Origin of the sequence: Micromonospora thermarum (assembly GCF_012034245.1) — a bacterium.
Taxonomy (GTDB): domain Bacteria; phylum Actinomycetota; class Actinomycetes; order Mycobacteriales; family Micromonosporaceae; genus Micromonospora; species Micromonospora thermarum.
Window position 1 is genome coordinate 86,264 of sequence record NZ_JAATEO010000006.1, and the last position, 12,881, is coordinate 99,144.

General features: G+C 69.4%; 12 protein-coding genes and 1 pseudogene. 8 read left to right on the forward strand and 5 right to left on the reverse strand.

The window, feature by feature from the left end:
• Positions 1-994 precede the first annotated feature (994 nt).
• Together HCJ94_RS29560 and HCJ94_RS07750 are read left to right on the forward strand one after the other, a co-directional pair.
• A complete protein-coding gene (locus HCJ94_RS29560) occupies positions 995-1,231 on the forward strand; it encodes a glycine-rich domain-containing protein (RefSeq protein WP_309227183.1) in 237 nt (78 codons plus the stop codon).
• Between the two features lie 15 nt (positions 1,232-1,246).
• On the forward strand, positions 1,247-2,023 hold the full coding sequence (locus HCJ94_RS07750; protein WP_168000281.1) for a phosphotransferase: 777 nt from the start codon (positions 1,247-1,249) through the stop codon (positions 2,021-2,023).
• Positions 2,024-2,474: 451 nt separating this feature from the next.
• Here the strand turns inward: HCJ94_RS07750 and HCJ94_RS07755 are convergent, their stop codons facing one another.
• The gene (locus tag HCJ94_RS07755) at positions 2,475-2,858 is read right to left on the reverse strand and encodes a winged helix-turn-helix transcriptional regulator (RefSeq protein ID WP_168000282.1); all 384 of its coding nucleotides are present in this window, start codon (positions 2,856-2,858) and stop codon (positions 2,475-2,477) included.
• A 63-nt stretch (positions 2,859-2,921) separates the two neighbouring features.
• On the opposite strand from HCJ94_RS07755, the gene HCJ94_RS07760 reads away from it, so the two are divergent.
• Positions 2,922-3,779: an NmrA family NAD(P)-binding protein gene (locus HCJ94_RS07760; RefSeq protein WP_168000283.1), complete on the forward strand. Its 858-nt coding sequence runs from the start codon at positions 2,922-2,924 to the stop codon at positions 3,777-3,779.
• 627 nt (positions 3,780-4,406) lie between these two features.
• On the opposite strand, the pseudogene HCJ94_RS07765 reads toward HCJ94_RS07760, so the two are convergent.
• Positions 4,407-4,740: pseudogene (locus HCJ94_RS07765) on the reverse strand (transposase); the annotation flags it as partial.
• A gap of 214 nt (positions 4,741-4,954) precedes the next feature.
• On the opposite strand from HCJ94_RS07765, the gene HCJ94_RS07770 reads away from it, so the two are divergent.
• Positions 4,955-5,791, forward strand: a complete 837-nt coding sequence (locus HCJ94_RS07770; protein ID WP_168000361.1) for an alpha/beta fold hydrolase — start codon at positions 4,955-4,957, stop codon at positions 5,789-5,791.
• 729 nt (positions 5,792-6,520) lie between these two features.
• Here HCJ94_RS07770 and HCJ94_RS07775 read toward each other — a convergent pair.
• From HCJ94_RS07775 to HCJ94_RS07785, 3 genes are all read right to left on the reverse strand, one after another.
• Positions 6,521-6,871 (reverse strand): VOC family protein, encoded by a 351-nt coding sequence (locus HCJ94_RS07775; RefSeq protein ID WP_168000284.1) that lies wholly within the window; start codon positions 6,869-6,871, stop codon positions 6,521-6,523.
• Positions 6,872-6,909: 38 nt separating this feature from the next.
• Complete coding sequence (locus HCJ94_RS07780; RefSeq protein WP_168000285.1) at positions 6,910-8,004, reverse strand: winged helix DNA-binding domain-containing protein; 1,095 nt, start codon at positions 8,002-8,004, stop codon at positions 6,910-6,912.
• A 116-nt stretch (positions 8,005-8,120) separates the two neighbouring features.
• Positions 8,121-8,309, reverse strand: a complete 189-nt coding sequence (locus HCJ94_RS07785) for a DUF397 domain-containing protein (protein WP_168000286.1) — start codon at positions 8,307-8,309, stop codon at positions 8,121-8,123.
• A 298-nt stretch (positions 8,310-8,607) separates the two neighbouring features.
• Here HCJ94_RS07785 and HCJ94_RS07790 point away from each other — a divergent pair, with 298 nt between their 5' ends.
• The 4 genes from HCJ94_RS07790 (at position 8,608) to HCJ94_RS07805 (ending at position 12,874) form a co-directional block, all read left to right on the forward strand.
• On the forward strand, positions 8,608-9,060 hold the full coding sequence (locus HCJ94_RS07790; protein ID WP_168000287.1) for a hypothetical protein: 453 nt from the start codon (positions 8,608-8,610) through the stop codon (positions 9,058-9,060).
• Positions 9,061-9,566: 506 nt separating this feature from the next.
• On the forward strand, positions 9,567-10,250 hold the full coding sequence (locus HCJ94_RS31125) for an AfsR/SARP family transcriptional regulator (protein ID WP_168000288.1): 684 nt from the start codon (positions 9,567-9,569) through the stop codon (positions 10,248-10,250).
• Positions 10,251-10,470: 220 nt separating this feature from the next.
• Positions 10,471-12,369: a phage tail sheath subtilisin-like domain-containing protein gene (locus HCJ94_RS07800; RefSeq protein ID WP_168000289.1), complete on the forward strand. Its 1,899-nt coding sequence runs from the start codon at positions 10,471-10,473 to the stop codon at positions 12,367-12,369.
• Position 12,370: 1 nt separating this feature from the next.
• Positions 12,371-12,874 (forward strand): phage tail protein, encoded by a 504-nt coding sequence (locus HCJ94_RS07805; RefSeq protein WP_111134925.1) that lies wholly within the window; start codon positions 12,371-12,373, stop codon positions 12,872-12,874.
• The last annotated feature ends 7 nt before the right edge of the window (positions 12,875-12,881 follow it).

The following is a 12,881-nucleotide window of genomic DNA, read 5'->3' on the forward strand; positions in this document are numbered from 1 at the left end:
CGGATGCGGTGAGCGCATATCGACAGTAGTCCCGTCCTATTCAGACTGTCACCCAACAGGACCGCTCGGACCCAATCCGAATGGACGGGCGGAACTGGCAGGGGCCGCCCGGTTCCCCCCGTGCGGGGCGGCCCCTTCCCAGCTTCGAGGAGGAGGTCGACGTGGGTATTCGATGGCCATGGCGAGACGACGCCCCGAAGCCTCCTCGCCTGCGGGGGATCAGTGCGCCGAGCTGGACGTGGCAGCCGACTCGGGCCTTCCCGACCGTCGACCACGGCCGGGCCGGCAGGCTGACGCCGGCCCAGGAGTTCCGGGCTAACGGAGGGCGCCAGCCGTGACGGTCCGCCGGGTGATTCCTCATGAACCGATGCGCCCGCTGTGGCGGTGCCGCAGGTGCGGCGCGCAGTGGCCCTGCCAGCCAGCCCGCCTGTCCCTGCTCAGCGAGTACCAGGGCAACCGGACATCTCTGCTGATCTACCTCAGCGGGCTGATGGAGGAGGCCGCCCCGCAGCTCGCGCGACTCAACTCCCACCAGGCGCCTGACCTGCGAGATCGGTTTCTCACCTGGGCCAGGGCCAGATGAGCTACTACGCGCCTCGGGAGCGGGGTCCTCCGCGCGGCCGGCTCTCTCGCAAGTCATCCGCAAATGTGATCGCAAAGCGGCAACAGGCACGAACGCAACCCAGCGCCGAGGGCGGCACGCCGTGTGCACCCCCGGCTGGCCACAGGATGAAGGAGAAGTCGTGAGCATCACCGTAGACCGATCCACGGTCGCCGCAGACCCCCGAACCCTCGTCGACCCCGAGACGTTCGGCAAGCTGGTCGACTACTTCGCCGCCGACCGGCACGTCACCCGCGCCTACGCGGAACGAGCCGTCGAGCAGTTCCTCGTGTTCCTCAAGGCGCACGCCGACAACGTGAACAACCCGGACTTCGGGATGCCGCTGCCGGACGGGTCGATCGGCCGCGTCGTGCCGACCCTCCGGTGGACGCGGTGTGGCACTCCGTGTTGCAGCACACCGTGCCCTACGCCGCCGCCTGCGAGCAGATCGCGGGCGGCTTCGTCCACCACATCCCCATCCTCACCGAGGGGATGATGGACGGCACCGCCGTGACCTTCACGCTCGCGGCGCTGCACGCCACCGGCTACCGGGTCGACATGGAGTTCTGGCACGGTGAGGCGGAGTCCTGCTGCCCGCCCAACCCGCCCGTGCCCGGCGTCGCCAAGTAACAGCGAAGGTGATCCATGCGTAGTGACTGGACAGCTCTGCCCGAAACCGTCACAGCGGAGATAGCCGAACGAGTCGGCGGCATCATCGACGTGTGCCCGGCTCCGCGTGGCAATCACGCGGAGATCGCGTCGACCGTCACCGGCTCCACCGGGAAGGTCTTCGTCAAGGCGGCTTCCTCCGAGCTGAGCGTCCGGTCGCTGCGCTACGAGCTGGCGGCAACCAGCTCGGTCGACTGGTATCCGCCCGACGTGCTGTGGCATTTCGAATCCGATGGATGGTTGGTGGTGGGGGTCGAACACCTGGACGGCCCCCACCCCGACCTGTCCCCCGGTGGCGCCGGCCTAGACCTGCTTGCGGTGACGTTGAAGGGCCTTCAAGAAACCCCAGCACCAGAGGGGACGTGGTTCACACCTGCGTCCCGGCTCGGGTTCACCATCCCAGCGATGGAAGGTCGGATGTTCGTACACTCCGACCTGAACCCCGCCAATCTGATTGTGACGGGCCGCGGCCTCCGGATCGTTGATTGGGCCTGGGCAACCGAGGCGGCTCCTTGGGTTGAACTCGCGCTACTCATCCAATGGTTGATCGGCTGCGGGCACACGCCACAACAGGCTGAGGCGTGGATGGCGCAGTTTCCCGCGTGGGCGGGAACGCCGAGCGGCGTACTGGACGAGTTCGCCTCAAGGAACGCTGAGAAGTGGTCGGCCAAGTCACAGCAGAGCGCGCAGGGGTGGATGCATGACTTGGCGCTCTGGACAGGCCAATGGGCCAGCTACCGGCGCACCACCTGACTTTCACCCCCCGGCCTTCGGTTGGGGACATCTGGTGGTGCTTCGCCGGGTTTGACAAGTTTGCCGGGAATGTCCCAGCGGTTCGCGTCAACGCTCACCCATACGCCTCCGTCGCGCACGTCTTCGGCGCGGAGCTACTTCTCCCCATCAGGCCGGCGGTCAACCAGCGAGGATGATGTTGTGAAAGGTTGGCGATGCCCGGAAGCGGCGGCGGCCAGTGTGTGGGCGGCGCGGTGCCTGCGTGGACAGCTCTTAGGCCAACTGGTTAGGCGGCCTGGCAAGGCAGCACCGTAACAGGATCGACCGTGTGCAAGCTACGGCCGGGCACCGGCGACATCGGTTTTTGGTTCGTCAGGTTTCCCCTCGGCCTCAAAGCGGAAGAATAGGAGATCTTTCCCTAGGTGTCAGGAGGCGAGCTCAGCGAACCAACAACCGACGCGCAAGGCTCCTGTCAGCCGATGTGCGCGGTGCTGGCGTCGGCAGCGTTCTGGGTCGCGGCTGACGAGACGCTGTGAGATTCGGGGTCCGGGATGGAGGTTGCCCAGGCGGCCATGGCGTCGAGTACCTCGCGCAGCCGCTGGCCAGCGGCGGTCAACCGGTACTCGACACGTGGAGGGATTTCGGGGTAGGTGGTGCGGATGACGATGCCGTAGGTCTCGAACTGACGCAGCCGGCTGGTCAGGGTGTGCGGGCTGATGCCGGGCAGGGCCTCGCGCAGTTCGGTGAAGCGGCGGGGGCCGGGCAGCAGTTCACGCACGATCAGGGTGGCCCACGGCCCGTTGAGCAAAGCGAGGAACCGGGCGACACCGCACTCGGGCAGGCATGTGACGGTCATCTCACGACCATACCCCATTAGTGCAGTTGAAGTAACCGGTGCATCCTGTGCACTAATGGGGTCATGACCTACGTGATTCATGGCGCCACCGGCGCCCAAGGCACCCCCGTGGCCTCCGCTCTCACCGCCGCAGGCAAGCCCGTGGTCGGTCTGACCCGCAACCCAGATGCTGCCGTACCCGGGGCGCGAGTGGCGGCCATCGACTACTCCTCCGCGGCGGACTTGACCGAGCTGTACCGGGACGCTGCTGGGGTGTTCGTACACCTGCCGGTGACCACCGAGGAAGCCCGTCGGGCCTATGCGCGCAACATCGTCGCCGCCGTCCGTGCGGCCCAGCCAGCACGAGTCGTGTTCTCCACCAGCGGTTATGCCCTCGGCAGCGGCGACGACGACGATCCCGCGCGGGGTGCAGTCGTGACCCTGTTCCGCGGACTGGCCGACAGCGGAGTGTCCTATGCGGCGATCGCGCCGGAGCTGTTCCTGGAGAACCTGCTGATGCCGGATCTCATCGCGGCGGTCCGCGAGCAGGGTGTGCTGCGCTACCCGCTGCCAGCCGACTTCCGCGTCTCGTGGGCCTCACATCTGGACATCGCCGACGTCGCGGTCGCGTTGTTCGAGCAGCCGGAGGTGAGCGGCGTGGTCTCCGTCGGGCAGTACCCGGCGATCACCGGACCGGACCTGGCCGAAGCGTTCGGTACCCGGCTCGGCCGCGACGTGGCCTACGAGGCGTTGGATCCCACGGCGTTCCGCGCGTTCCTCATCCCCATGATCGGGGAAGGACCCGCCGCAGACATCGCCGACAGCTACCGTGCCATGGCCGCGCTCCCGGACCGCTCGATCGCACCCGAACGCTCAGCCCAGAAATTGCTCGGCGTGACTCCCCGGACTCCTGGCCAGTGGCTGGCCGATATCGGCTTGTGAGCCCTCGCCGCCGGGGCCCAGCCCGAGCAGGTCGCCCGAGTCGATCGGCTCAGGCTGGCCCCGGCGGCGAAACGGCGCATCGGCGCCCATGCCGCCAATCGGAACCGGCTGGGCGGTGGTGCGATCCATGTTGGACAGTCATCGCGTGGCCGCCAGTAGCCGACCGGTTGTCGGTTCGCCAGGTTTCCCCTCGGTGGCATATCCGAATAATCGGACACCTTGTCGCATATCATCAAGGGCAACCACGGAGAACCAAGAACCGCTCCTGGCAGAGCTGTGTCCCCGTAGAACGCCAAGCCGGCTCGTTGGGTGGCATGCCGGCAATGCCGCCTACCTCGGCTGTTCCGCCGCCGACCCGCAGATCCTGCTGGTCGTACACCGCTTTCGGAGCCAGATGCCGAACCGGTCCGGCGCGGGTTGGCCGAGGTGGTCGGTGACCCATGCTTCGGTGGCGTTGGCCTCGTCCTGGTAGTCGCCGTAGCGGCTGAGGCGGGCACGGTTGCGGTCAGGACGCGGTAATAGGTAGACGTGTCCGTAACGGTGAGTTCGTTGAGGACGAGGCCGGCGATCGGCGTGATCAGGCGCCTGACTGCGGGGGGCTGCGGCTGGTGCCGGCGGGTTGGGGCGTCATGCTGCCACCGCGTCGGCGGGTCGTTCGAAGAGGTGCCCGTCGCGGAAGGTGGCGCCGACGCGGACCAGGGCGACCAGGTGCGGTGCGTTGACTGCCCGCCAGCGTTGTTGGGCGGGCTCGATGAGCTTGAACGCCATGGCCAGCCCGGCGGCGCGGCTGCCCGGGCCTTTGGTGACACGGGTGCGGTGTGCGCACCGTGGCGAAGGTCGACTCGATCGGGTTCGAGGTGCGCAACTGGATCCAGTGCTCCGCCGGGTAGTCGTAGAAGGCCAGCAGCACGTCCAGGTCGTCGGTGATCTTTGCGGTCGCCTTGGGCAACCTTACCCCGTACGTTGGTGAACGCCTTCGCAGCGGCGTGGGCGTGCGGATAGCCCGTTCGCCCATCCCCATCGCCGCGTCGGCGGTAGCGTCATTTCTGATGGTGCCTGTCTTGAGCCCGCTGGACGGGCCTGCGGCGAGCGTCATCGCCTCGGCCGCCGCCGGTGCCCTCGTCGAGCAGCGGCCTGAGCACAGTCTTGGTTGCACTCGCCTTGAGGAGCATGGCATGGCACACGTAGCGGTGGGCGAGGAGAACGGCGCCCCGATTCAGCTGTACTACGAGGACTACGGTTCCGGACGGCCAGTGGTGTTGATACATGGGTGGCCGCTGAGCGGGCGCTCCTGGGAGAAGCAGGTGCCCGCCCTGGTCGACGACGGTTACCGCGTCATCGCGTACGACCGCCGCGGGTTCGGTGCCTCCTCCCGACCGTGGGAGGGGTACGACTATGACACCTTCGCCGCCGACCTGCACACCCTTCTGGAACACCTGGATCTGACGGACGTGGCGTTGGTCGGCTTCTCGATGGGCGGCGGCGAAGTGGCCCGCTACGTCGGCCGGTACGGCACCGACCGAGTCACCAGGGCAGTGTTCGCGGCAGCGATCCCGCCTTACCTGTACAAGACCAACGACAACCCCGACGGCGGAATCGACGACGCGACGCTCACCGCGTTCCACGACGGCATCCGAGCGGACCGGTTTGCCTTCGTGGACCAGTTCGTGACGAACTTCTTCGCTGTGCGCGGCCGCACCGACCTGGTCAGCGAATCGTTGCGGCTGGCCAATGTCGCCATCGCCGCCGGCGCCTCGCCGAAGGGCACGCTGGACTGCACGACCGCGTTCAGCAAGACCGATTTCCGGCAGGACCTGCAGGCGTTCACCATCCCGACGCTGGTGATCCACGGCGACTCCGACGCCATCGTGCCGTTCGAAGTAAGCGGCCGGCGCACCGCCGAAGCCATCAAGGAGAGCAGGCGGGTCGTCGTGCCCGACGCGCCGCACGGCCTCAACGTCACCCATGCCGACGTCTTCAACGCCGAACTGCTGACCTTTCTACGCACCTAACGAGGTTACGAGCGCTCACCGCGCGGGCGGGCTGGTCCTGACCTACCGGGCTCGACCTCAAGGGACCATCCGCCGCCGGCGGACGTGTTCGCTACGCTGCCGGGCCGTGCAGGCATTCAGACCGTCTTGTCCAGCAGGAACTTTGCCGCGATGCGAGCCTGCCGGGCCGAGTCGCCGACCCGGCGGACGCGGTGTTCAGGCCCTCAGGCATCTCGATGTACGCCGGGCCAGACGCGGGCTTGGCGCTATCAAGGCACCCCGCAGCCGGGCGGTGCGACCGCGAGCCGCCACGCTCGCTGACGGCAGCGCGATTCCGCCCGGCTGGAGATAGCGGGCGCGGGTGACAGTGACCCCGGAGGACGTACCCGCTGGTCCCGGCGGTGATTAATAGCTGGTGGCGTTTGGGCCTGCGCCCGATCCACCTGCCCGGCATTCCTCGTGAGTGTCTATAGCCGGGGTGAGGTGGCGACTAGTTGGACGCCGTAGTGCCCGGCCGTGTAGAGATTTGCGAGCGCGGGCAGCACGTGTCGGTCGGCGTCCGCACTGCACGGTAACGCCTGCAGGTCGAACATCGCGTTCTGTGCCCACAGTACGTCGAACCACCCAGCGATGAGCAGGACGGCTCCGAACGCTGGCGGCGACTATCAGTCGCACAACGGCACCCTAGTGATTCGGTGTTCCGAGCGGCAACGCTGCCCGCATTATCCTGCCGGCCGCGGATGCGGGGGCTCAACGCCTACTCACGTCCAGAGGGCCGCCTCGTGGTCGAGATCGCCTTCCCGCTGCACAGCCACCCACCGGGAACCTGATACCGGTTCTTGGTTCATCACGTTTCTCCTCCGGCACCTGCTGGAACCAGATCCGCGGCCCCCGTCCTGCGGGATCGACGATGGACTCCGACAGTTCCCCGGCGCCAGGGGGCAACTCGTCCTCGGGCACGCCCATGTCGACCCAGTAGTCCCGCCACGTCTCGTGGCCGCCCGGTGGCGCCTCGGGCACGTATCCCAGCGCTTCTGCCCAGAAGGGGACCAGAAGACGGGGGCCGTTGCAGTCGATCACCAGTTGCAACGTCATCTCCATGCCTGGCCCCTCTCAGGCGGCTACGACAGGCACCCGCGTCAAGCGTCCGTGATCAAGACGTGGTTGGTGCGCCGTGCCTCGGGCTGAAACATGGTCAGCAGGCTCTCGCCCTCGGCGACGACGGCGTCGCGCTCGCCCGTCGTGAGCGCGCGCAGCGGCGTGATCCGCAACGTCGCCGCGCTGTCGTCGGCGGTGACCGCCCAGGTGCCCGCGACCCGGCCGTCGACCAGCAGGAACCGGGCACCCGTGACGCTCAACCCGCGATGCTCGGTGTCGATGACACGGCTGCGGTCGTCGTAGCCCAGCACCGCGTTGTCGAACGCCGGCAGGAAGCGCGGCGGAGCCGGGGTCTCCGGGTCGGGCAGCGCTCCGTCGGGCACGTCGAGCAGTTCGCGGCCGCGCCCGTCGCGGAACGTCCGCAACCGCGGTCGCAACCGTTGGACGGACTCCCGCAGCCCGCTCAGCCCCGACCAGGCGCGGATGTCAGCGCTGGCCGCCGGGCCGTAGGCGGCGAGGTAGCGCAGGACCAGCGCGTCGACGCTGGCCGGCGACTCCGGCTCCAGCGGGCGGCCCAGCCACGCCTCGATCGTCGTGTTGTACGCGGCGCCGCGCTCGCCCCAGACACCGCGGGGTGGCACCTGCACGAGGGGCACGAGTGTGCTGAGCGCGTCACCCAGCGAACGCGGCTCCACCCCCGGCCAGCGGTCGGCGATCGCGCGGGCCGCCTCGGTCAGCATGCGCGGCCGCTCCTCGAACAGCGGCCGGCCCAGTGTCGCCAGCTCGTCGAGGTCGACACCGGGCAGCACCCGGCGCAACGTCGACCACATGCGTGAGACCAGCATGGCGTGGTGCACGGGCCGCAGCGCGAGGCAGTCGCGCGCGGTCACCAGGTGCAGGGTGCGGCGCATCAGCAGCGTGCGGACCGCCCGGCGGTTCAACAGCAGCTCGGCCAGCGCCGGCGGCTGGAAGCCGGCCAGCCGGCTCCACAACCCGACGTACGGCTCCAGTGGCTCCTGCGCCTGCAACCCCACCAGGTGCTCGAGGGCGTCGGCGACCGGCATGTCGTGCCGCTGCAGCAGGAGCTGGCGGGCCAGAAGCGCCCGGTTGAGGGCGCGGCGGTCGAGCACGCTCATGGCGGTGACGCTATCGCCCACGCCAGACACTCTCCCCCTCCGACGTCGCCCAGTGGAGTCCGAAAGAGGCCTGACCCCTAGGTTCGGGGGCCTGCCTCTTCCTCACCGCAGAGCTGTCAGAAGTCTTGACCGGCGCGGACGCTGGCGACGAACGCGTCCCACTCCTGCGCGTTGAACACGACCTGCATGTGCGGCTGCTGCGAGTTGCGCACGATCCGGTTCTGCTTCGTATCGACGGCAACCTCCACGCAGTTGGGACCACTGTTGTCGCAGCGGTTGGGGCGGACGAACGTAAGCTCCTGCATGACGTGTCTCCTTGGAATCACCAGCCGTCGTTGACGGCCGGTCGGTACTGGGGTCATCGATGCAGGCGACGAACCGCGTGAAAACGTCACTGAGGCCCGTAGGCAGGCCGAGACGGCTGCCGCCGGGCCGGCCTTACCGGGCGACAGCGGTCTTGATCCCGTCGGACACCCGGATTTGAGTGAGGGGGCCATCACCCGGTTCGCCCTCTACGACCAAGCCTTGCTACCCCGCCCTGTCCGCACCACGCTCTGCCCTGGTGGGCGATGTAGCAGGGCGGCAGACGAGGCGTGCGGCGCGTTGGCTGCCGGCCGTGACTTTGAAGATCATCAGCCGGATCGGCGCGACAAGCTGCGGGGCGCTGCTCGCATTGTCCGGCTGCACGTCCCCCGACCGCGACGACTCCCCCACCTCACCGACAGCCGTGCCACCGACGGTCCGGCCGGCACGGCGGGCACCTCGCGATCCGCGCGGGAGTCGGAGGAGATTCCGCCGCTGACCCAGCAGCGGTGGTGGACGTGGGCCGCTGCGGAGCCGACTGCCACGAACCCGGTCGCCGACCGCCTCGGCGACCACTGCGCCCGCAACCAGCGCGCCGACGTATGGTTCGCCGCCGGCACCTTCGGCGGTCGCGTGACGCGGCGCTGCACCCTGCCGGCGGGCCGGCCGATCGTCGCCCCACTTGTCAACCAGGTCACCACCGACGAGGCCGACTACGACGACTTTCTCGAGGCCGCGGACGGCTGGCGGTGATGGCCGGGAACGGGTGACACCGGAGAAACTCACCAGCGAGCGGGTCCGGTTCGATGTCGCGGCCGGAAGCCCGCTCTTCGACTCCGAGGGCGGCCCCTTCCCGGGCGTGGCGTGCGGCCTGTGGATCGCCCTCCCGCCCCCGGAAGCCGGAGAGCACCAACTCGTCATCCGAGGCAGGGCCGGCGATTCCAGGTCTGGGTCGAGTACGTGCTCGAGGTACAGCCTTAGCCGGACCCCGGGCGGTCACACGTAGTTGCGGACCGTCTCTGCGGACAGCCCGAGCCACGGAAAGCTTGCATCGGCTTTCTTACACACCCTCGCCCGGCCGCTGTCGGGCCTGCCAAGATGCCCTCAGAAAGATCGCGAAGCGTCTCTCAGCTCCGGTCGTAGCCCGAGCACCCGTGCTGGTCACGCCACGACGTGGCCGTGTCCCGGGTGCGCGGCGTTTGGAAGCGGCACTGGCGGGAGGGCCGGTGGGTGGTACATCGGTAACTCAAGCCCGGCACGTGCGCGTCGAGGTACTGCACCGCTTCCGCGTGCTGGTCGACGGACGGTTCGTCGCGCTGTCCGAGGGCAGTCAACGGTTGATCGGCTGCCTGGCCGTCGCCGACCAACCCCGCCCTCGGACCACCCTGGCCGGAACACTGTGGCCGGAGCGCAGCGAGCGCGACGCGCACGCGTCGCTGCGGCAGGCGCTGTGGCGGCTCAACCGGCACGTGTCCGGGTTGCTGGAGCAGGAGAACCAGCACATCGGGCTGGCCCGGGGCACCGAGGTCGACCTGCACGAAATCTACCGGCTCTCCGAGGCGGTCTCCGAGAGCGACCCGGGAGTGAACCGGCAGGCGGTACGCCTCCTGGAGGGCGACCTGCTGCCGGAGTGGTCGTACGACTGGCTGGACGGTCACCGCGAGTCGCTGCGCCAGGTGCGGCTGCACACGCTGGAGGCACTGGCGCGCAACGACCTGAACGCCGGCCGTACCGCGACCGCCCTGGTGGCCGCGCTCGCCGCGGTGGGCCTCGACCAGTTGCGGGAGAGCGCCCAACGGATCGTGATCGCCGCTCACCTCGCCGAAGGCAACACGGCGGAGGCGGTCCGCCAGTACATCCGCTTCCGGGACCTGTTGTGGGACGAGTTGCAGCTGCGACCCAGCCGCCAGCTCCAGGAGATGCTGCCCGACGTGGCCAGCTGACCCACGCGCACCCGCCCGGCTGATCCTTCCCTCGACCACGCGGTCGATCCTTCCTGCCCTTTCGGCCGTCGCCGGCTCGGCGTACCGTCCCGACCCGGGATGCTCGCTGTCCGTCGAAGCTCGGCGCGTGCGTCCGCGGAGACGCGCCGACAACGCGCGCGCGACGGCCCGGCCACGATCGGGAGACGGGCCGACGACGATCGCCGACGAGAATCCGCCCATGAGCGTGCAGACGACATACCCCGGCGTGTACGTCCTCGAACGTCCGTCCGGCAGCCACGCGATCACCGGTGTGTCGACGTCGTTGACCGCGTTCGTCGGCGCCGCCCGCAAGGGCCCGGGCGACACCCCCGTGCCGGTGTCCAGCTTCGCCGACTACCTACGGCGGTTCGGCGACGTGATGGACACCGCGCACCCGATGGGTCACGCCGTCGGGCAGTTCTTCGTCAACGGCGGCGCCCAGGCCGTCGTGGTCCGGGCGCTCGGGGCGGGCGCGGCCGCGGCGACACTGGCCCTGCCCGCCGTGAACGGGCTGACGGTGACCCTCACGGCCCGCTCGCGCGGGGCGTACGCGAACGGCAGCGGCGCCGGGACGACCGCGCAGACCGGCCTCTTCGCCCAGGTGCAGGCGGCCGACGACTTCCCGTCCGACCGGTTCAACCTGGAGCTCACCGAGTGGACGCCCGGCGCCGGCGGCGGGCCGGCGACGGTGACCGTCAAGGAGGTCTGGCGGGAGCTGTCGATGTCCCCCGCCAGCACCCGTTACGTGGTGTCGGTGCTCAACGCCAGCACCCTGGTAACCGCCCAGGTCACCGGCACGCCGGCGCCGGCGCCCTCGGCCGGGACGTCGACCGGGGCGCTGAGCCCGGCCAACGTCACGGTGACCGGCAAGGCGTTGCGGCTCTCCGTCGACCAGGGCCCGGCGAACGACTACGTCCTCTTCCCGACCGAGGACCCGCCCGTCTCGCACACCCTCGCGCAGGTCCGCGACCACATCAACGCGCCCGGTTCGATCTGGCCGGTGACCGCCAGCGTTTCCGGCGGCAAGCTCGTGCTGACCAGCAAGACCAGCGACCTGAACAGCGCCGTCGTGGTCGGGCTGAGCGGGCTGAACGACGCGTCGGCCGACCTCGGCCTGGGCGTGGCCCGCGGCGGCGTCGAGGTGAGTGCGAGCGCGCCGTACCGGCCGGCCGTCGCCGCGGCGGCGCCACTGGCGGGTGGCTCCGACGGGGCGACCGTCGGCGCGAACGAGATCGTGTCGGCCACCGTCGGCCAGGGCCTGCTCGCCCTGGACACGTTGGACTTTCCCCGGTTCAACCTGCTCTGCCTGCCGGGCGTGACGACCGCGGACGCCGCCGCGATCACCACGGCGCTGGACTACTGCCGCCGGCAGAACGCGTTCCTGGTGATCGACCCGGCGCCCGGGCTGAACCCGGCGCAGCTGAAGACCGCCGCGAACCTGCTGCGGGCGCAGGGCGCCCACGGCGCGGTCTACTGGCCCCGGCTGGTCACCGTCGACGGTGGCGCGGACGGGTGGGGTCCCAGCGGCGCGGTCGCCGGGATCATGGCCCGCACCGACGCGTCGCGCGGGGTGTGGAAGGCCCCGGCCGGGCTGGAGGCCGGCATCGCCGGCGCGGTCGGGCTCACCGCGCCGACCAACGACGACGTCTCCGGCGCGCTGAACCCGCTCGGGCTCAACGTGCTACGCACCTTCCCCGGCGTCGGCATGGTGGTGTGGGGCGCCCGGACCCTCGCCGGCAGCGACGTTCTCTCCAGCGACTCCAAGTACGTCCCGGTCCGCCGGCTCACCGACTACATCTCGGCCAGCCTCTACCTGGGAACGCAGTTCGCCGTCTTCGAACCGAACGACCCGGACCTCTGGGCGCAGCTGCGCCTGGCGGTGGGGGGCTTCATGCGCGGGCTGTTCCGGCAGGGCGCGTTCCAGCAGTCCGAGAAGCACGCCGAGTCGGACAGCTTCTTCGTCGTCTGCGACTCGTCGGTCAACCCGCAGACCGAGATCGACAACGGCCGGGTCAACGTCGTGGTCGGGTTCGCCCCGCTCAAGCCCGCCGAGTTCGTGATCATCACCATCACCCAGCTGAGCCAGGCAGGAGAGTGACATGGCCGAGTTCAGCGTGAACCCCACACGCTTCGACCCGTACAAGAGCCACATGTTCCGCGTCCGCTGGGACGGCGTGTACGTGGCGGGGTTGTCGAAGATGTCCCCGCTGAAGCGGTCGACGGCGCCGGTCACGCACCGGGTCGGCGGTGACCCCGGCCACGACCGCAAGAGTCCCGGCCTGACCACGTACGACGCGGTCACCCTGGAACGCGGCGTCACGCACGACCTCGCCTTCGAAGCCTGGGCGAACAAGGTCTCCAGCCTGCGCCAGCCGGGCATCTCCTTGCGGGACTTCCGCAAGGACCTCATCGTCGACGTGTTCAACGAGGCGAACCAGAAGGTGCTCAGCTACAAACTGTTCCGCTGCTGGGTCTCCGAGTACCAGGCACTGCCCGCGCTGGACGCCGCCACGGCAGTGGTCGCCATCCAGAGCATCAAGCTGGAGCTGGAGGGTTGGGAGCGCGACACGTCGGTCACCGAGCCCGCCGAGCAGAGTGTCTGAGGAAGGC